This is a genomic window from Peribacillus frigoritolerans (genome assembly GCF_040250305.1).
Classification (GTDB): domain Bacteria; phylum Bacillota; class Bacilli; order Bacillales; family DSM-1321; genus Peribacillus.
Map to the genome: position 1 here is coordinate 1,263,233 of NZ_CP158190.1, position 17,730 is coordinate 1,280,962.

General features: G+C 42.6%; 18 protein-coding genes and 2 riboswitches. Of the genes, 5 read left to right on the forward strand and 13 right to left on the reverse strand.

The features are described 5' to 3' along the window. The first annotated feature begins 71 nt into the window (after positions 1–71). Positions 72–320, forward strand: coding sequence for a type B 50S ribosomal protein L31 (locus ABOA58_RS06225; RefSeq protein ID WP_350301655.1), 249 nt, complete (start codon positions 72–74; stop codon positions 318–320). 109 nt (positions 321–429) lie between these two features. Here the strand turns inward: ABOA58_RS06225 and metC are convergent, their stop codons facing one another. Together metC and ABOA58_RS06235 are read right to left on the reverse strand one after the other, a co-directional pair. Continuing rightward, the gene (gene metC / locus ABOA58_RS06230; protein WP_350301656.1) at positions 430–1,611 is read right to left on the reverse strand and encodes a cystathionine beta-lyase; all 1,182 of its coding nucleotides are present in this window, start codon (positions 1,609–1,611) and stop codon (positions 430–432) included. Then, positions 1,608–2,720, reverse strand: a complete 1,113-nt coding sequence (locus tag ABOA58_RS06235; protein ID WP_350301657.1) for a methionine biosynthesis PLP-dependent protein — start codon at positions 2,718–2,720, stop codon at positions 1,608–1,610. The genes metC and ABOA58_RS06235 overlap by 4 nt, the downstream gene beginning before the upstream one ends. 86 nt (positions 2,721–2,806) lie before the next feature. After that, positions 2,807–2,920: riboswitch (SAM riboswitch) on the reverse strand. Positions 2,921–3,248: 328 nt separating this feature from the next. Here ABOA58_RS06235 and fumC point away from each other — a divergent pair. Further along, entirely contained in the window at positions 3,249–4,631 is a 1,383-nt protein-coding gene (gene fumC, locus ABOA58_RS06240) for a class II fumarate hydratase (RefSeq protein WP_350301658.1), read from the forward strand. A 109-nt stretch (positions 4,632–4,740) separates the two neighbouring features. Next, on the forward strand, positions 4,741–4,983 hold the full coding sequence (locus ABOA58_RS06245) for a hypothetical protein (RefSeq protein ID WP_076367341.1): 243 nt from the start codon (positions 4,741–4,743) through the stop codon (positions 4,981–4,983). 59 nt (positions 4,984–5,042) lie between these two features. On the opposite strand, the gene ABOA58_RS06250 is transcribed toward ABOA58_RS06245, so the two are convergent. Together ABOA58_RS06250 and ABOA58_RS06255 are read right to left on the reverse strand one after the other, a co-directional pair. Beyond that, positions 5,043–6,188, reverse strand: coding sequence for an ABC transporter ATP-binding protein (locus ABOA58_RS06250; protein WP_350301659.1), 1,146 nt, complete (start codon positions 6,186–6,188; stop codon positions 5,043–5,045). Positions 6,189–6,313: 125 nt separating this feature from the next. After that, a complete protein-coding gene (locus tag ABOA58_RS06255) occupies positions 6,314–7,198 on the reverse strand; it encodes a PucR family transcriptional regulator (RefSeq protein ID WP_350301660.1) in 885 nt (294 codons plus the stop codon). A 178-nt stretch (positions 7,199–7,376) separates the two neighbouring features. Here ABOA58_RS06255 and ABOA58_RS06260 point away from each other — a divergent pair, with 178 nt between their 5' ends. Continuing rightward, the gene (locus ABOA58_RS06260) at positions 7,377–8,414 is read left to right on the forward strand and encodes an NAD-dependent epimerase/dehydratase family protein (RefSeq protein ID WP_350301661.1); all 1,038 of its coding nucleotides are present in this window, start codon (positions 7,377–7,379) and stop codon (positions 8,412–8,414) included. A gap of 76 nt (positions 8,415–8,490) precedes the next feature. Here the strand turns inward: ABOA58_RS06260 and ABOA58_RS06265 are convergent, their stop codons facing one another. The 4 genes from ABOA58_RS06265 to ABOA58_RS06280 all read right to left on the reverse strand — a co-directional run bounded on the left by ABOA58_RS06265 (position 8,491) and on the right by ABOA58_RS06280 (position 12,208). Beyond that, positions 8,491–9,597, reverse strand: coding sequence for an iron-containing alcohol dehydrogenase family protein (locus ABOA58_RS06265; RefSeq protein WP_350301662.1), 1,107 nt, complete (start codon positions 9,595–9,597; stop codon positions 8,491–8,493). A 62-nt stretch (positions 9,598–9,659) separates the two neighbouring features. Next, complete coding sequence (locus ABOA58_RS06270) at positions 9,660–10,481, reverse strand: MetQ/NlpA family ABC transporter substrate-binding protein (RefSeq protein WP_350301663.1); 822 nt, start codon at positions 10,479–10,481, stop codon at positions 9,660–9,662. 55 nt (positions 10,482–10,536) lie between these two features. Next, entirely contained in the window at positions 10,537–11,205 is a 669-nt protein-coding gene (locus ABOA58_RS06275) for a methionine ABC transporter permease (RefSeq protein WP_214769537.1), read from the reverse strand. Further along, positions 11,192–12,208, reverse strand: a complete 1,017-nt coding sequence (locus ABOA58_RS06280) for a methionine ABC transporter ATP-binding protein (protein ID WP_350301664.1) — start codon at positions 12,206–12,208, stop codon at positions 11,192–11,194. Before ABOA58_RS06280 ends, ABOA58_RS06275 begins: the two co-directional genes overlap by 14 nt. A 69-nt stretch (positions 12,209–12,277) precedes the next feature. Continuing rightward, a riboswitch (SAM riboswitch) is annotated at positions 12,278–12,382 on the reverse strand. Between the two features lie 284 nt (positions 12,383–12,666). Between ABOA58_RS06280 and ABOA58_RS06285 the strand changes: the two genes are divergently transcribed. Then, positions 12,667–13,491, forward strand: a complete 825-nt coding sequence (locus tag ABOA58_RS06285) for an MBL fold metallo-hydrolase (RefSeq protein ID WP_350301665.1) — start codon at positions 12,667–12,669, stop codon at positions 13,489–13,491. A gap of 56 nt (positions 13,492–13,547) precedes the next feature. On the opposite strand, the gene ABOA58_RS06290 is transcribed toward ABOA58_RS06285, so the two are convergent. The 5 genes from ABOA58_RS06290 to ABOA58_RS06310 form a co-directional block, all read right to left on the reverse strand. Continuing rightward, positions 13,548–13,736, reverse strand: coding sequence for a hypothetical protein (locus ABOA58_RS06290; protein ID WP_137017041.1), 189 nt, complete (start codon positions 13,734–13,736; stop codon positions 13,548–13,550). 85 nt (positions 13,737–13,821) lie between these two features. Further along, complete coding sequence (locus ABOA58_RS06295; protein WP_350301666.1) at positions 13,822–14,025, reverse strand: YheE family protein; 204 nt, start codon at positions 14,023–14,025, stop codon at positions 13,822–13,824. Positions 14,026–14,088: 63 nt separating this feature from the next. Then, complete coding sequence (locus ABOA58_RS06300; protein ID WP_350301667.1) at positions 14,089–15,285, reverse strand: YheC/YheD family protein; 1,197 nt, start codon at positions 15,283–15,285, stop codon at positions 14,089–14,091. Next, positions 15,282–16,649 carry a YheC/YheD family protein gene (locus ABOA58_RS06305; RefSeq protein WP_350301668.1) on the reverse strand — a complete coding sequence of 456 codons (1,368 nt, stop codon included), beginning with the start codon at positions 16,647–16,649 and terminating at the stop codon, positions 15,282–15,284. The genes ABOA58_RS06300 and ABOA58_RS06305 overlap by 4 nt, the downstream gene beginning before the upstream one ends. A 3-nt stretch (positions 16,650–16,652) precedes the next feature. Next, a complete protein-coding gene (locus ABOA58_RS06310) occupies positions 16,653–17,723 on the reverse strand; it encodes a YheC/YheD family protein (protein ID WP_350301669.1) in 1,071 nt (356 codons plus the stop codon). Positions 17,724–17,730: the final 7 nt, after the last annotated feature.

Here is a 17,730-nt window from a genome sequence, read left to right on the forward strand (position 1 = left end):
TCAAGCATAAAGATTGATAATAGTAATCATTACGTTTAAGATATACCTATACTGACGATGAGGTGATAATAGTGAAACAAGAAATTCATCCCGATTATCAACAAGTGGTATTCATGGATACCAACAGTGGGTATAAATTTTTGACAGGTTCCACTAAGACTTCCAATGAAACGATCGTTTGGGAAGACGGCCAAACGTATCCATTATTAAAAGTGGAAATCAGCTCGGATACGCACCCTTTTTTTACTGGAAAGCAGAAGTTTGCTGAAAAAGGCGGACGGGTGGATCGCTTCCTGGATAAATATAATATGAAGAAATGAGAGTCAGGCCATCGGGAAATCGATGGCCTTTTTTTATGACTGGGTAGAAAAAGAGTTAATGATGAAAGGAAAAAGGGTGCCCATAAAATATGAGGCACCCATCTTTCAATCATTTTGCAGCAATTGCTTCCCCTTTGGCAATATTGACGAGGGCCGCATCGAAGTCCTTGATTATATCGTCCGGATTTTCAAGTCCGACAGAGAGGCGGAGCAAGCTGTTCGTGATGCCTCGCTTTTCCCTTTCATCAGCAGGCATGGCAGCATGGGACATTTTGGCCGGGTAGGATAATATGGATTCGACCGCTCCCAGGCTTACGGCAAAAACAGGGAGCTCGACAGTGTTCACGAAGGAACGGAAGATTTCCTCACTTTCCAATTCAAATGACAGGACCGCACCTGCTCCAAGTGACTGGCCTTTCTGGATGGCGTGCTGTGGATGATCGGCTAGGCCGGGATAATACACTTTTTTCACCAAGGGCTGCTCCTTTAAATAGGCTGCAATCTTTTCTGCCCCTTTTTGTGAATGTTCCATTCTAACTGACAAGGTTTTCAAACCTCTCATTACAAGCCAGGCATCCTGTACACCAAGGACCGCTCCAAAGGAGTTTTGGAGCGAACCGAGTCTTGCTGCCAATTCCGGATCTTTCACGACCGCAAGCCCAGCTACCACATCACTATGTCCGGATAAAAACTTCGTCGCGCTATGAAGGACAACATCAGCGCCCAGATTCAGCGGTTTTTGCAATGCGGGTGTCAAGAATGTGTTATCAACAAAACTTAAGGCACCGGCTTTTTTTGCGATATCACATACAGCTTGAATATCGGTCACTTTAAGTAACGGATTTGAAGGCGTTTCGATGTATATGGCCTTGGTATTTGGCTGAACGGCCGCTTTGACGCTTTCAAGGTCCGTCATGTCAACGAAGGTATGCTCAATATTGAAACGGGTCAATACGCTAGTGACCATCCTGAACGTTCCGCCATATACATCTTCGGAAATGACGATATGGTCTCCGGCAGACAATAGCAGGAAGGCTGTTGAAATGGCAGCCATACCTGATGAAAAGGCAAAGCCGTGAGTGCCTTCCTCAAGATCGGCAATGATATCTTCAAGTGCTTCGCGAGTTGGGTTCCCGCTTCTGCTGTAGTCATATTTGCCGAATTGATCGATATCGGATTGATGGAAAGTCGATGCATGCTGAATGGGGACGCTCACACCGCCAGTTGCCGGATCGAATTTATGTTGATTATGAAGTAATTTCGTTTCAAAGCTAAAATCATGACCTGTCATCGTAGTGCCTCCCTTTTTACATGTGCGAATGCTTGCTGCAGGTCACCAATCAAATCATCGCTATCCTCGATGCCAACGGAGAAGCGGAGCAGGCGATTACAAACCCCATTTGCCGTTCTGACCTCAAGCGGTATATCGGCATGTGTTTGTGTGGCAGGATAGGTGATGAAGCTTTCAACCCCTCCAAGGCTTTCTGCAAAGGAAATTAATGAGAGCGATTGTAAAAATGGGTTAACAGCCGCTTCATCAATGATGCGGAAAGAAATCATGCCGCCTCTGCCGGGATACAATACATCCGTGACACAATCATGCTCCGATAAGTAATCTACAAGTATTTTGGCATTCTTTTCATGACGCTCCATCCGCAATGCCAGGGTTTTCATTCCGCGCATCAACAGCCAAGAATCAAATGGGCTCAAGACAGCTCCAGTACCATTATGATGGAAGGCAAGTGCATCACATAATTCAGCGCCGCTAGCAACGATCAGACCGGCGAGCACATCATTATGACCACCGAGATACTTGGTTGCACTGTGAATCACAATATCCGCTCCAAGCAGGATGGGTTGTTGAATAAGAGGCGTGTAAAAAGTGTTATCAACGATTAACAATAAATTATATCGTTTGGCCAATGCGGCAACGGCGCTAATGTCCGTTTGCTGCATAAGGGGGTTAGTGGGAGTTTCGATGAAGATGGCTTTCGTGTGAGGAGTGATGGCTTTTTCGATATCCTCCAAACAACAAGTGTTTACATAGTCACACTGCAATCCCCATTTTTTAAAACCTTGTTCTAACAGACGATATGTACCGCCATAAAGATCTTCGCTGACAATCCATGCATCCCCGGATTTAAAAAGGGCGAGAATGGTTGAGATGGCGGCCATTCCTGAACTGCAGGCATAACCTTGGTCTCCTTTTTCCAGATCGGCGATGGATCGCTCCAATAGCTGGCGTGTAGGGTTACCTGTCCTTGTGTAGTCGAATCCCGTCGATTGGCCAATTCCTTCGTGACGAAAGGCTGTTGAAAAGTATACCGGCGGATTGACTGTTCCTGTCGCCGTTTCGCTGCGATTTCCTAATTGAGCAAGATATGTTTCAGTTTTATACATGGTTTTCACTGCTCCTTTGAGTTATATAAAATAAAAAAAAGTCTTCTTTAAGAAGAAGACTTTGATTAAGTAAGGATGAGTCATTCTTCTTATCTTCCAAGTTCACAAACTTGTGGAATTAGCACCTTTTCATTGGTTTGAAACAAATGAAGGTTGCTGAGGTGTCATCGGGCCATTCCCTCTACCTCTCTCGATAAGAGTTTAGATTATTCAATTTCTTTTGAATTTACTATATATACAAAATACTGTCAAGGACATTTTGGGAGTGATGATGCTTAGATGTTCATGGCGAGGTCAATCGAAGCCTAGCGGTGCCTACACTTTATGTATCAAAAAAGAATATCCGAATTTTCATATAAACATGAAGGGAACATGGATTTTTCAGAAAAAATGGAAAGGGTCAGCGGGATATTTTTGCTTTAAAATAATAAAGTTTGTACAATGTATGGAGAGAAAGAATAATCCGACATTATTCATTTCATATGCAAAAGGTCTTCAATGAATAGTGCAAACATAGGAGGAGAACACATGGAATACAGAATCGAACGAGATACGATGGGTGAAGTGAAAGTTCCTGCTGATAAATATTGGGGAGCACAAACTGAGAGAAGCCGTAACAATTTCAAAATCGGTAACGAAAAAATGCCGATTGAATTAGTTCGTGCATTTGCATACGTTAAACAAGCTGCGGCAAAGGTGAACCATGATCTTGGTGATCTTTCCGAAGTTAAAAAGAATGCCATCGTCAAGATTTGCGGCGAAATCCTTGAAGGTACACTTGATGAACATTTCCCTCTTGTAGTTTGGCAAACTGGAAGCGGCACGCAAAGTAATATGAACGTGAATGAAGTGGTCGCTAACAAAGGGAATGAATGGTTAAAAGAAAATGGTGAATCGAAAACCCTTCACCCGAATGATGATGTAAACAAGGCTCAAAGCTCAAATGATACGTTCCCGACCGCCATGCATATTGCAGCCTTTATGGAAGTCGCTGAAAAATTGGTTCCTGCCATCAAAGCCCTTCGTGATACATTCGATACAAAAGAAAAAGAATTTTGGGATGTCGTGAAAATCGGCCGGACACATCTTCAAGATGCTACACCATTAACATTAGGACAAGAAATTTCCGGTTGGAAAGCGATGCTCGATAAAGATTTGGCAATGATTGAGGAAAGCAGCCAAAAATTATTGAACCTTGCTCTAGGCGGAACGGCTGTAGGAACCGGAATCAATACAAAGAAAGAATTCCCGGGACTTTCTGCCAAACAAATTGCCGCGGATACAGGATATCCTTTTGTCACATCTGATAATAAGTTCCATGCATTGACTAGCCATAACGAAATCGTCTACGCACACGGTGCTTTGAAAGCATTGGCGGCGGATTTAATGAAAATTGCGAACGATGTCAGATGGCTCGCAAGTGGTCCAAGAAGCGGAATCGGCGAAATAGCCATTCCGGAAAACGAGCCGGGCAGCTCCATCATGCCAGGTAAAGTCAATCCAACACAAAGTGAAGCGCTTACCATGATTGCAACACAAATCGTGGGTAACGATGCTACAATTGGCTTTGCAGCAAGCCAAGGTAACTTTGAATTGAATGTATTCAAACCAGTCATCATCTATAACTTCCTGCAAACGGTCAAATTATTGACGGAAGGCATTCATTCATTCAACGACAATTGTGCGGTGGGCATCACTGCAAATGGAGATAAAATCAAAGAAAATGTAGAACGTTCCCTTATGTTGGTAACAGCATTGAACCCGCATATCGGTTATGAAAAAGCAGCCAAGATCGCCAAAACGGCATTCAAGGACAACTCTACTTTAAAAGAAGCGGCGTTGAAATTGGAGTTCCTGACGGAAGATGAATTCAAAGCATGGGTCGATCCTGCTAACATGGTTAATAAATAATTGCATAGAAGTGCCCTCCCTCTGGTATTAGGGAGGGTGTTTCCATGTGTTAAAATAATGGAATCGACAAATACTGAAATCATAAGTATTGGGAACAGGAGGAAAAACAATGTCTATATGCCCGCTTTGCAACGGTTTGAGAAAAATTCATGTGAAATGCCCGGAATGCGGCAGTGATCTTGAGGATAAAGGGAAATTCATGGACTACGCTGATGATTATAGTGCTTATATGGATATCGACATACTTAAAGAAAACGACGGATACCCTCAATCCCTTCAAAAAGGCCAATGCCCGCATCTCATGAAATGCCCTGAATGCGGACATGATGAAGTGGTATTGGTCCAGGAATGAATCTATCGTTTTATTTGAATAAACGTAAAAAGACCCAATATGAATGGGTCTTTTTATGTTTAATTGGCAGATAACTTCATGCTTTCCTGCATCTGTTCATCTTCTTCAACTAAAATGCGATGTTCAGTTCCTTTATCAAAAAAGTGTGCTTTATTCATGTCGAGGGCAAGTTCGATCTTTTCCCCTGCCTGAATAATATTCTTGGCATCGACCCGTGCTACGAAGTCCTGCCCCTCTAATGTGGAGTAGAGCATGATCTCCGCGCCCATGAGTTCGGCTACATCAATTTGGGTCGTGAATGTTGTGTTAGGGGACTTCGTGAAGTAAGCTCCTTCATTATGGAAATCCTCAGGACGGATGCCAAGGATTACATCTTTTCCGACATATCCTTGATCACGCAGCATTTTCATTTTAAATTCAGGTATTTCAAGCGTTTGTTCGCCTATTTTAATTGTGCCTTCTTTTAATGTTCCGGTAAAGAAGTTCATGGCAGGCGATCCGATAAAGCCGCCGACGAAAACATTTATAGGTTTCTCATAAACGTCCTTTGGGGCACCGACCTGTTGGATGATACCATCTTTCATTACAACAAGACGTGTCGCCATGGTCATTGCCTCTGTTTGGTCATGCGTGACATATATCGTTGTGGTGTCGAGCCGTTTATGCAGTTTAGCGATTTCCGCACGCATTTGAACCCGCAGCTTTGCGTCGAGATTGGATAATGGCTCATCCATCAAGAAAACTTTTGCGTCCCTTACAATTGCGCGACCGAGAGCCACACGCTGGCGCTGACCACCTGAAAGCGCTTTAGGTTTCCTGTTAAGCAGCTCTTCAAGTCCGAGAATCCTTGCCGCTTCATTGACCCTTTGCTTGATTTCCGCTTTTGGCGTTTTCCTCAGCTTTAATCCGAATGCCATATTGTCAAAGACGGTCATATGAGGATATAAGGCATAGTTCTGGAAAACCATCGCAATATCACGATCTTTAGGAGGGACATCATTGACTCGCTTGCCGTCTATGTATAAATCCCCTTGGGAAATGTCCTCCAGTCCGGCAATCATCCTTAATGTCGTTGATTTGCCGCAACCGGAAGGTCCCACAAAAACGATGAATTCCTTATCGGCAACACGAAGGTTGAAGTCTTTAACAGCCGTCACCTTTTTATCATAAATCTTGAATATATGATCTAACACTAACTCTGCCATGAAAAATCCCCCTTTTAAACTCCTGATTACTTGTACCAATTAGCTATAGTCTAAGCTATCGGTTTAGAAAAAAGTATGGGCACATTGCACAAAAAAAGGATGTTATTACCTCTTTGTAATGGAAATTAATCATTCAGCAGAAATATCAAGTACGCAGTAAGGGCATGACTGAAGTTTCTAATATCGAGACCAGTTCTTTCAGAGAATTTATCGATTCGGTATTGTAAGCTGTTTCGATGTATATAAAGCTGTTTGGCGGCATAGGTGGCATTGGAATTACATTCGATATACGTTTTAACTGTTTTGATAAGCTCAGTATCCTGCTGGGTCTTACCAAGAATTTCATTGATATACCACTGTGCATTCTTAAAGGATGGATCATTTATTAATGAATGAGGGATGATGTCTGCCAAATCAGTCACCTTTAGATCCGGCAGATGCACCTGTGCCAAATCAAAACTCCTTTTCTCCTGGACCCAGTGATGGTGTAGGTCTTGATTTACAGGGTGAAAGCGTCCCGTGAACATACGGGTCTTTACATAAAAATCACTTTCAAGCGTGGAAGAAATGGCGATTAGTTCTTTATTTGATAATGGTTCATCCTTGTCGGTTTCAATTAAGACTCCTGCCGTTTCATTTTCCCAGATAATAGCTGCGTCAGATGGAACGAAAGCGAGGAAGGCCTCTTCAAAATCGGAGTTGGAAAAATCAGCATGAGTCAGCTTGAAATGAAGGAATCGAACATTCTCCCAGCTCGTTAAAGGCAATGGTGCATTCGGTTCGGATAAAAAATTTTTCCATGATGAGTCTGGATGTGCATTGAGGTTATTTGGGTTTATGGAAGGAGCAAAAAGCAGTTCCAATAAACGGATTTCCTCGGCTGTGATTTCTGAACGGGGAATGCCAAGTATACTTCTGGAGTCTTCGAACCAAACATATTCAGAAATATCATCAGTATCCTTTTTATTGGTAAGAGCGTTCGGGAATTTTTGTTTAAGATTTTCAAGCATCGGTTCCACCTTCTTTCTCCCTTTCCATATCATTATAGCGAAAAAGAATAAAGTTCAAAAGATTAGGATATTGCTAGTTTTTCCGAAAGGGAAATAAAAGAAAAGTTGCAAGTATTATTAATGTTAGGAAAGGGTATTGCGTATGCTTTATGGAATATCGTTAAAAGGAGGAGATCTTATGAACATTTTAATATTGGGCGGTACACGCTTTTTAGGCAGGTATTTAGCAAAAGCTGCAATAGGGAAAGGGCATGATGTTACACTTTTTAACCGTGGAAGCGATCCTTATGTCTTTCCCGAAATAGAACAGTTAAAAGGGGACCGCGACGGGAATTTGGAAATATTGAAAGGAAGACAGTGGGATGCAGTCATTGACACATCAGGATTTATCCCTCGAACTGTATCGAAATCCTGTAGATTGCTTAATCAAGTTAAACATTATACATATATTTCAAGCATCTCAGTTTACAGTGATCCGACCGAGCCAGGAATTGATGAAAATGGAGAAGTTCATACACTAAATGAAGATAAAGCAGAAGAGATCACCCGTGGAACTGCTGGACCGATATACGGTGAATATTATGGACCGTTAAAATCATTAAGCGAAAAAGCAGCTGAAAAACAACTGCCGGGGAAAGTCCTGTCAATTCGCGCCGGGCAAATAGTGGGTCCATATGATTACACTGACAGATTGCCGTACTGGCTTAAAAGGATAGCGGAAGGGGGAGAAATTTTATCTCCTGGACGCCCTGGACGTCCAATCCAAGTTATCGATGCAAGGGACTTGGCCCAATGGATCATCCAAATGATAGAAAAAAGCATGACAGGTACGTATAATGCCGTTGGCCCAGATTACACACTGACTATGGGGCAATTACTTGAAGGCTGCAAAAAGGTAACAGGAAGTAACGCTGATTTTACATGGGTATCTGAAAAATTTTTAAATGACAATAAAGTAGAGCCGTGGGGAGAAATGCCTTTATGGATACCAGAAGAATTTCCTTTACCTGGAGGAAAGGAACCTTTGAATGGGTTCTTGGCTGTCGATAACGGTAAAGCCATCAATAATGGACTAACATTCCGTCCCTTATCAGAAACTCTCGAAGATATATGGAATTGGGAAAAGTGCCGTCCGGAATCTGCTGATAGAAAAGCAGGCATTCACAGACAACATGAAAGTGATCTCCTTGGATTATGGAAACAGACAGTAGGTTGAAACCTTCTTTTATTATTTTTAAATAAACAATGTGAAGGAAATAAAAAAAACGATGGGGTAAAAACCCCATCGTTTTTTAGTCTATGGATCTGCTTGCATGTTTTGCGAGGATTTCAAGGTTTTCCATGGCGGCTGCCACTTTTTCCTTGTTGATATCAGGGAAAAGAAGATGGATGTCTTCACCTTCTTTGACAGAGTGGGCTGCAATTTGTTGAAGTTCCGCCTTATGTTCAAACGTCAGGCCAATATCAAGCAATGTCATCGGCAGTTTAAGCACCTGGTAGATTGGCAGCAATTGTTTGATTTCCGAGAATTTCCCTTCTAACACAAGCTGGACTAAAATGCCATATGCCACTTTTTCCCCGTGAAGTAAATGATGCGCTTCCGTGATGGTAGTCATGCCATTATGAATGGAGTGGGCACCGGCAACGCGCAGGTACTGGCCGCCAAAGCCGCCAACTAGACCGCTGGTGATGATATTCGTTTCAATTACACGCTGCAGCGCATCTGTCCATTTACCCTTTTCCAAATCAGCTAGGGCTTCCTCGCCATATGTCAATAAAACTTCCTGGCATTGCCTTGCGGCTATATGGGCCATTTCAATACAAACGGACTTCGTGGCAAGCTTTTCGACGAGTGCATTGCCCTCGTACCATTTCGCCAATGTATCGCCGATTCCCGCACGTAAATAGTTAATCGGCGAATTAAGGAGAATTCCCGGTTCAATAAATAACATCCAAGCGCTTTTTTCATGAATATCATAGCGAACATATGAACCATTATCATCATAAATGACACTCAACGGTGTCCAGGCAGCGCAGGTGGAAGCCAAGGTTGGAATGAGGATGATTTCCTTTTGAAGCAAGTTTCCGGCCGATTTGACGAGGTCGAGCAACTTACCGCCGCCAATGCCGATTAATGCATCCGCACCATGTTCTAGAGCAGCCTTCTTGACGCGTTCAATTTCCGGGTCACTGCATTCCCCGCCGTATGTGAAAAAGATCTTCTCAATATTTTCTAAGGAAGGAAAAAAGGGTTCAGCAACTTTCCATGATTTTCTTCCATGAATAACGAGCACTTTACGAATGTTGCCATTACTCAGTTTTGCTTCCAGGTTTTCAAGGACATTAGCTTTACAGGCATAATAAGCGGGGCCGCTGCGGACCTCCAGTAAGGTATTCATATTCGTTCTCCTTAATGAAAGGCCTGTTCCCGGTAAAGGGGAAGCAGGCCTCGATTATTTGATCAATTCATCCAGTCTGGTTTTCCGAAACCGGCAAATTTGTCATCGATCACTTTTTCAAACTGGTCGGATTCCACTACTGATTTAATATCCTTGGCAAATTGAGCGTCTACATCTTTTGTATTCACTGCAACAACGTTTCGATACATATCCGGCATTTTTTCTAAAACAAGGGCATCCTGGAGCTCCATTTTCGCTGCAAGAGCGAAGTTTCCAGGGACCGCCGATAGGTCAACACTGTCTGTTGCACGGGGCAACTGAGCGGATTCCAATGGTTTTAGTTGGATGTTTTTTGGATTTTTCGTTACATCCTTTTCAGATATTTTTAAAGGATCGACATCTGGATCGACTTCAAGCAACCCTTCATCCACAAGCACTTTTAGTGCACGTGCGAGGTTAACCGGATCATTGGGCACTGCAAGGGATGTACCGTCTTTTATTTCTTTCAATGATTTATACTTGTTCGAATATATGCCCATAGGTGCTGTTGGAACTATGATAAGGTCGGAAAGCTTTAAATCATTTTCTTTAGCGAAGTTATCCATGTACACTTTATGCTGGAAAAGGTTGGCGTCGATCGAGTTGTTGCCGAGCGACTTATTCGGCTGGATATAGTCGGTGAATTCGACGATCTCTATTTTGTATCCGAGATCTTCCAGACCTGGTTTGATGGCCTCCTTAACCATATCGGCGTACGGCCCGGTAGTAGCCCCGATCTTCAATTCTTTTTTGTCTTCAGTACTTGGGGATGCATCATCGCTCCCGCAAGCTGCCAAGCCAAGTGCAAGTGCACAGATTGATAATAACGAAGCTATTTTCTTCATTTGAAATTCCTCCTGAGTAATGAAATGTATTGAATCATTGAAAAAATGACTGATCCTATCGTTTATTAACCATGTATGAGACTTTGTCACCAACCATTTGAATGAGTTGCACAAGGCAGATCAGCACGACGATCGTCGTGATCATGACTGTGTTGTCATAACGGTAATATCCGTACCGGATGGCCAGGTCGCCAATTCCGCCTCCGCCGATTGTGCCTGCCATTGCTGAGTAACCGATAAGCGAAATGGTCGTTAATGTCAGTCCTTGAATGATTCCCGGTTTTGCCTCTGGAAGAAGTACATCCTTAATGATCATCCATGGAGTGGCACCTACGGCTATTGCAGCTTCAATCACTCCTCTGTCTATTTCACGTAATGCCGTTTCAACAATCCTTGCAAAAAAAGGTATTGCGGATACGGAAAGGGAAACAGAAGCCGCTCTTGGCCCTATCGTCGATCCCGTAAGCAGGTCCGTTAAAGGAAGGAGGGCGACCAAGAGAATGATGAACGGGATTGAACGGACAATATTGACAGCGAAACCGAGAGATCGATTCACGATGCTATTTTCAAAAAATAAATTCCTGGTTGTCGTAAACAGCAATACTCCAAGCGGTAAACCGATCAGCAGGGCTACTGCAAGAGAAACGCCGACCATATAAATCGTTTCAAGAAAGGCTTTATTAAGATCAGGTAAAATATTCACGATGGGATTAAGCAGTGACATGTTTTAACACCTCCACAGAACTGGATCGATTTTTTATATATTCCAATGCCGAATGAATTTGGGCGGCATCGCCAATTAGCTCGATGATTAAAATGCCTAAAGGAACATCCTGGATATACTCAATTTTACCGTGTAAAATATTACCCTTTACTGCATGGGATTGGAGAGTATCCGAAAGAATCGACTCACCGGCGGTTTGCCCTTCGAATTGAATTTTAATAATGGTACCTTCACTTTCTTCAATCAAGTGCGAAGGGAGTTCGAAATCCAGTACACTGCTAATGAATTGCTTCGTTAACTCCTGCTTAGGCTGTGAAAATATTTCATAAACGGGTCCTTCTTCAATTACCCGGCCATCCTGCATGACAGCGACTCGGTGGCATAGTTCTTTGACCACTTCCATTTCATGTGTAATCAACACGATGGTGATACCAAGCTCACTGCTTATCTTTTTCAATAACTGTAAAATCGCTTTTGTAGTTGTTGGATCAAGGGCTGAAGTCGCTTCATCACATAATAGTACAGTGGGGTCATTTGCTAAGGCTCGAGCTATGCCGACCCGTTGCTTCTGTCCACCGCTAAGCTGTGCCGGATAGACATCTTTCTTATCGCTGAGCCCTACGATTTCCAACAATTCCAATACACGTAACCTGATTGCGTCCTTCGATCGATGCGCCGCCTTTAAGGCGAAAGCGACATTTTCATAAACGGTTTTTGAACTGACCAGGGAAAAATGCTGGAATATCATTCCGATTTTTTGGCGTTGCTTACGAAGCTCTTTACTTGATAAAGAGGTTAAATCAATGCCGTCGATGATGATATTCCCACCTGTCGGTCGTTCAAGCAAATTCAAGCAGCGGAGTAATGAGCTTTTTCCAGCTCCGCTGTAGCCGACAATTCCATATACTTCGCCAGTTTGGATGGTCAAAGATACGTTATCCACTCCGATAACTCGGTTTTTCTTCGAGACGTATTCCTTTCGGACTGAACGGATTTCAATCATGAGCTTTCCCCCTTAAACATTAAAAAAGCTGCCTCTATCATTCAGAAAGAGGCAGCGAAATCATATCTCGTCTTATCTTTCAGAATTCAATCATTCTGCAGGAATTGGCACCGTTCCCTAAGGGCGGTTGCCGGACATCACAGGGCCTGATCCCTCCGTCACTCTTGATAAGTAATTTATTATTTTAGAATATTTCAAGTTTTATAATATAATCTATATTATTTGTAAAATCCGACAATGTCAATCGTTTCTTTGATTTTTTTTGTCGTTAAATTTGGTACAGTCCTTTAAAACGATTCATGGAAAAAGGGCTATTATGCAATAATCCAGCATTTACATCCAGGCTATTTATTCCAATATTTCCTTGTCAAAAAGGTAAAGTGGTACTACATTTATTATAGTAAAGTTAAAAAAAGGAAGGTAAAACTATTTTTGTACAATGATGGGGAGGCAATTGAATGATAGAAATTAAGTCGATAAATGATGTGGTTTGTGTGCACGGGACTCCTGGCGGGAACAAGTCGGGGATGAGTGTTAATGTTTTTTTAACGGATGGACTATTGATAGATACTGGCGCACAGATTTTATTGGAAGAGCTTATTCCGTTCTATGAGTCCGCAGACTTCGACTCAGTGGCCCTGACTCACTATCATGAAGACCATACGGGGGGCGCTGCCTGGATACAGGAACATAAAAAGGTGCCGCTTTTCATTCACCCGATGTCGGTTGAGGTTTGTGCAAGGGATGCTGTATATCCTGAATATCGCAAAATTTTCTGGGGGAAGAGAGACGCCTTTAAAGCTGAGCCGCTAGGGGAGGCCATTCATTCACGCACCCAAACGTGGGAGCCGATTTTTACCCCCGGCCATGCGAAGGACCATATGGTGTATTTGAATCACAGTAATGGCATGCTCTTTTCAGGAGACCTTTTCGTAACACCAAAGACAAAGCTTGTCTTACGGGAAGAGTCTGTCCCGGTCATCATCGATTCCATAAAAAGATTACTTCAATATGACTTCGGGGAAGTGTTTTGCTGCCATGCTGGGCATGTCCCTGATGGGAAGGAAATGTTCGGGAAAAAGCTGGATTATTTGGAAAACCTCCAAGGTGAAATTTTACGCTTGCATTCTCAAGGGCTGACCGTACATGAAATCCAGCAGGTCGTTTTACCGAATCGCTATCCCCTTATCGAGATATCTGGGCATGAATGGGATTCAGAGCATATCATTACATCGATATTAAACGAAAATATTTTGAGTGCAAGGGAGAATCGAACTATTTGAATGTTAACGGTCTGACTGATATAAAGGAGAGCTCTCCATAAGAGAGCCCACATAATTCATTTATTGATATTGGGATCTGTTTCATCATAAAAATCATGTGCTTCTTCGATGTTCTGAAGGTCAGCGACTTCATACACATTTCCGCCCGCCATTCCTTCATTGATGATACGGTCGATATCAAGGTAAACGGAGTCCTTGCCATCATATTCGGTATCCTTCAAAAATGTCATTTTTTCTTTATCCAAAATAAATCCCTCCTAGCCTTTTCTTTAGTTTAGGCAAAGGAGTTTTTTTTATTCTGTTTAGGGATTTCATGAATGTAAAGGCGGTTCATTCATATACATGGAAGATCATTAAATCATGTATCATGCTTTTGAGTTTGGCTTCATCTGTTTCGGAAGGCGGATTGGCTGTCCACTCGATGGATCCATCTTTATGATACAAGGCTTGGATTGCCTGCTTGTTGAAATAAAAGGAAATTTTCCATCCTGGCAGATTCTTATGCAGTGGTGCCCATTGAAAATGAGTAATCATATGTATTACCTCCATATATACAGTTTCTCATTTAATTATAATGGAAAACGGCAGCTGGAGGTGTTATTTAATTGTCAGGCTGGGGAAAGTTAATTCAATAAAAAGATTTTTTAAATGCAAAAGCCTGTTTGTTTCAATTTCCTCCTCATCGAATTGCATGGGCTTTGAGTTCACTTCGTATATGAAGAGCGAGCCTGATTCGTCTTCCCCTATATCCATGGAAAACTCTCCGAGAAATCCGATTTTTTTTGATAGTATCTCTCCGCTTTTTTGGGCGATTTTCGCTAATTTTCGATTCAGGCTTCTTGATTGCAGGACTTGATAAGGAAAAATCTTACCCCCTTGGGGAGTGTGGGTGGTGATTTCCTGGGTTTGTGACATCCTTACCGCTTTGCCGGTCACTTTATAAAAACCTTTTTCATAATGGACCAGAATCCGGTAATCATAACGATGTCCAAAAAGTTTTTTTGGTATGATCGCCTGTTGAGCAAGGTAGCTCCTTTTTAATAGCTCCCTTTTTTTTGTTTCCCAGAATGACGTGAAATCCGGGAAGGACTCACTATGCTTTAAGCTATTGAACAATAGTGTATCATCATCATTTTTGATTATGGTATAAATGCCTTTACCTTGGCTTCCTTTGCAGGGTTTAAGGTATATATGCCTGTAGGTCTCCAGGAAAGCATCAAGGCAGCCGCTGTTTCGCAAGACCATGGTGGGCGGGAGGTGATTGGTGAGGGATCCTTCTTCCAACAATGCTTCGAACATCACATATTTATCTATGAAACAGGGGTTGAAAAGATTCATTGGGTATTCTTTAAAATATTTGATGAGTTGTTGGAATTCCCCTGACGCCTCATAGCTCCTCGAGGGGATTCGGTTATAGACGATGTCAGGGAAGGGCACTTTACATTCGATCCACTTGTTTGAAATGGAGGAAAAAACATACCCTCTCATCGATTCGGAATGAAGGGCATTTCCTGTGAATACATACGCCAATATTCCATGTTTCAATAAATATAGTGATAGGTCCCGAAAAAGGGTCAGGTTTCCACCCAAACCTGATTCCTTTTTGGGATTGGAAACAGTCAGTATGCCGACAGCAAGCATCCGGTTACCTGGAAATATGGTGATTGGAATTAGGGGTTGATTCGTATGTTCCTTATTATAGCTGATTACCTCTTCGGTAGAGCCGGCGAAAAGTTCCGCATTCTCTTGATTGTGGTACCAATTTTCAGTGGGGATATCGTAAAAAATGTTCATCGCGGCACACTGATTGATTTCGTAATCGTCTGTTCCGTAAGATAAATGGCGTAATCAAGGCTAAGCTTTCTGGTCAGCAATTCGAAATCCTTGAGTTTTGGATGGGAGAAGATGGAACGTCCCGGTTTGGAATTGGCTTCAAACATCCAAACCTGCCCTTTTTTATCCAAGCCAAAATCAAATCCTATTTCTGCAACGATTCCGTCCAAGTTCTTTTCTATACTGTCACTTAAAATCAGTGCGGCTTCCGATAGCTTACGTTCGACTTCTTTCGCCTCATCGTCATCTCCAAACAGTTCGGCAACCGTTTTGATCACACCCCCGCTTTTAATATGGGTCGTGACGCTGCCGGCACCGGCGATTTTTGCGGCGATAGCGGTTACCTGCCATTTTCCATTACTGTCCTTGTTCGTATGGACCCGGAAATCCACTGGGCGTTTTTCAGATCGAATTAATGGGATGCCCTGCTGCACGATAAGATTCTCAAGCGGCCGGTCGTGAAAAATATGTTTAACGATGGATTCCAGTGTGGAAAACTTTTGCAGTTTATTTTCTTTTGCTTCATTTGTATAGCGGCAATAGTAAACATTCTCATGCTTATCATAAAGAATTTGGTGAATCCCTAGGCCGAGGCTGCCGTGAATGGGCTTTATATAAACTTGCCGGTAATGGGAAAGAAGGGTTTCCACCACGGACATGGATTGAAATGGATACGTTTCCGGCAAATATGGCAGTGCCCGCTCATCTGCGCATAACCTTTCATTTACATCCCATTTATTGAAAAAACCAGGATTATACCATGGAATGGTATATTCTTTTTGAAATTTCTGCTTCACTTCTTTAGGTCCATCGCGGTTTTCCGTCAACCGATTTGGGAGACGGTCATAGATGACATTAGGAAAAGGAAATTCATTAATGTGCCAGTCATCGTTATCAAACACATAACCTTTGATCGTCTCCTCATCCCAATTGATTACATTCTCCCCAAAAACAAAGGGGATACAGCCTGTGGTCCTGCTAAGCGAAAGGAGCTTTGCGAAAAATTCCGATCTCTCGCCTAATGGTTTGTTTGAAATGCCGGTGAAGCCTGATGAAAAGATTCCGACCAGCGGTCCGATATGAATGCTCTTGCCGTATATGAATAAATGAAGGGGAATATCGGTATGATCGAATATTAGAGATTCCGCTAGACTTTCCGAAAGGACGATTGATTGATTGACGGCCGGGTTTTGTTTGACGATGGCAGGACATGAATGTCGTCCGAAGTAAATTAATTCAATCTCTGCCAAATCCCCAAGATCGGAAGGGTAGTAGAGAACATTGCCGGGAATAGAGGCAATTTCGGCAGGATAAGTCTTTCTCACTTTCTATTCACCTGCTTTCTGAAGATGTTCGGCTAAATACTGGCTATATTGAAACGGTGCGCGATGAATATCATTCATGGTCTCCGGCTGTAGTGCCTGAATGATTTTCCTTCCGGGCTTCGAGTTAATGTCCATTATCCAGATTTGGCCTTTTTTATCGATGCCTATATCGATCCCCAACTCGAATAACCTTTCAAAGACAGCTTCGGCTTCTGCGGGCAGGGTGCGAAGGATATGCTGAATCTTTTGTTCGACGGCAATCGAAATCGTTTCCGGGTTTCTTTTGATGAAATTATCCAATGAAATGGCTTCCCCGCCTGTGGCAAGATTTGAGGTGATTCCGTCCTTTTGTCCCGTACGAATTCCGCGGCCACGTTCCATCCATTGATTCTTCTCGTTTTTTTGAAGTAAAATCCGTAAATCGAATGGCTCGTTATTTTGGTTGCAAAGTTCCAAATATGGCTGGCAGAGGTAACGGTATCGATTTAATAAATGCTGCAGCCATTTGTTAAGCTGAGATTTGGAGGAGAATTGGCGGTCATATTTGGTGCCCTTTTTCGTCATGGATACCAAGGTGCCGTCTTCGTTTTTTGAAAGAAGATAGATCCCTGTACCGCCTGCACCGAATTCAGGTTTGATGATGATTTTATCCAGGCGTTCCAAATGACCGTTAATATCTTCCGGTGTCGTCACTTGTACGGTCTCTGGAAAAAATGCCTGTAGGTGTGGATGGTTTTTTAGGATTTGATACACCTCCCACTTACCAGGAAGGCCCAGCCCCAAGAAATTCGAGTTATCTTTTAACCAATCGATTTTGTGCCGCGTTTCCGTTGACTCACGGACTAATCCGTGAAAACAGCGATCATAAACAAAATCAGGTATATCAAAAGATGCGGCGATCCAAGTTTCGTTCTCGTCATCAAAACGCTCGCCGCGGACTTTTTTCAGATCCATATCAATATTTTCCGGTGAGAATTTACAAACTTTCATATTAAATGATTTTGCGGTTTTGGCTATTTCGGTGAAGTAGTTGTTTTCATGTGTATCCGACGCGGCCATTAATCCTATTAACACGTGCTAG

What these genes read in the sequence shown, in the direction of transcription:
- ABOA58_RS06260 (WP_350301661.1), top strand. Translation starts at nt 7,377, where the DNA reads ATGAACATTTTAATATTGGGCGGTACACGCTTTTTAGGCAGGTATTTA.
- ABOA58_RS06250 (WP_350301659.1), bottom strand. Translation starts at nt 6,188, where the DNA reads ATGGCAGAGTTAGTGTTAGATCATATATTCAAGATTTATGATAAAAAG.
- ABOA58_RS06245 (WP_076367341.1), top strand. Translation starts at nt 4,741, where the DNA reads ATGTCTATATGCCCGCTTTGCAACGGTTTGAGAAAAATTCATGTGAAA.
- ABOA58_RS06285 (WP_350301665.1), top strand. Translation starts at nt 12,667, where the DNA reads ATGATAGAAATTAAGTCGATAAATGATGTGGTTTGTGTGCACGGGACT.
- ABOA58_RS06300 (WP_350301667.1), bottom strand. Translation starts at nt 15,285, where the DNA reads ATGAACATTTTTTACGATATCCCCACTGAAAATTGGTACCACAATCAA.
- ABOA58_RS06275 (WP_214769537.1), bottom strand. Translation starts at nt 11,205, where the DNA reads ATGTCACTGCTTAATCCCATCGTGAATATTTTACCTGATCTTAATAAA.
- ABOA58_RS06255 (WP_350301660.1), bottom strand. Translation starts at nt 7,198, where the DNA reads ATGCTTGAAAATCTTAAACAAAAATTCCCGAACGCTCTTACCAATAAA.
- ABOA58_RS06280 (WP_350301664.1), bottom strand. Translation starts at nt 12,208, where the DNA reads ATGATTGAAATCCGTTCAGTCCGAAAGGAATACGTCTCGAAGAAAAAC.
- ABOA58_RS06295 (WP_350301666.1), bottom strand. Translation starts at nt 14,025, where the DNA reads ATGATTACTCATTTTCAATGGGCACCACTGCATAAGAATCTGCCAGGA.
- metC (WP_350301656.1), bottom strand. Translation starts at nt 1,611, where the DNA reads ATGACAGGTCATGATTTTAGCTTTGAAACGAAATTACTTCATAATCAA.
- fumC (WP_350301658.1), top strand. Translation starts at nt 3,249, where the DNA reads ATGGAATACAGAATCGAACGAGATACGATGGGTGAAGTGAAAGTTCCT.
- ABOA58_RS06265 (WP_350301662.1), bottom strand. Translation starts at nt 9,597, where the DNA reads ATGAATACCTTACTGGAGGTCCGCAGCGGCCCCGCTTATTATGCCTGT.
- ABOA58_RS06270 (WP_350301663.1), bottom strand. Translation starts at nt 10,481, where the DNA reads ATGAAGAAAATAGCTTCGTTATTATCAATCTGTGCACTTGCACTTGGC.
- ABOA58_RS06235 (WP_350301657.1), bottom strand. Translation starts at nt 2,720, where the DNA reads ATGTATAAAACTGAAACATATCTTGCTCAATTAGGAAATCGCAGCGAA.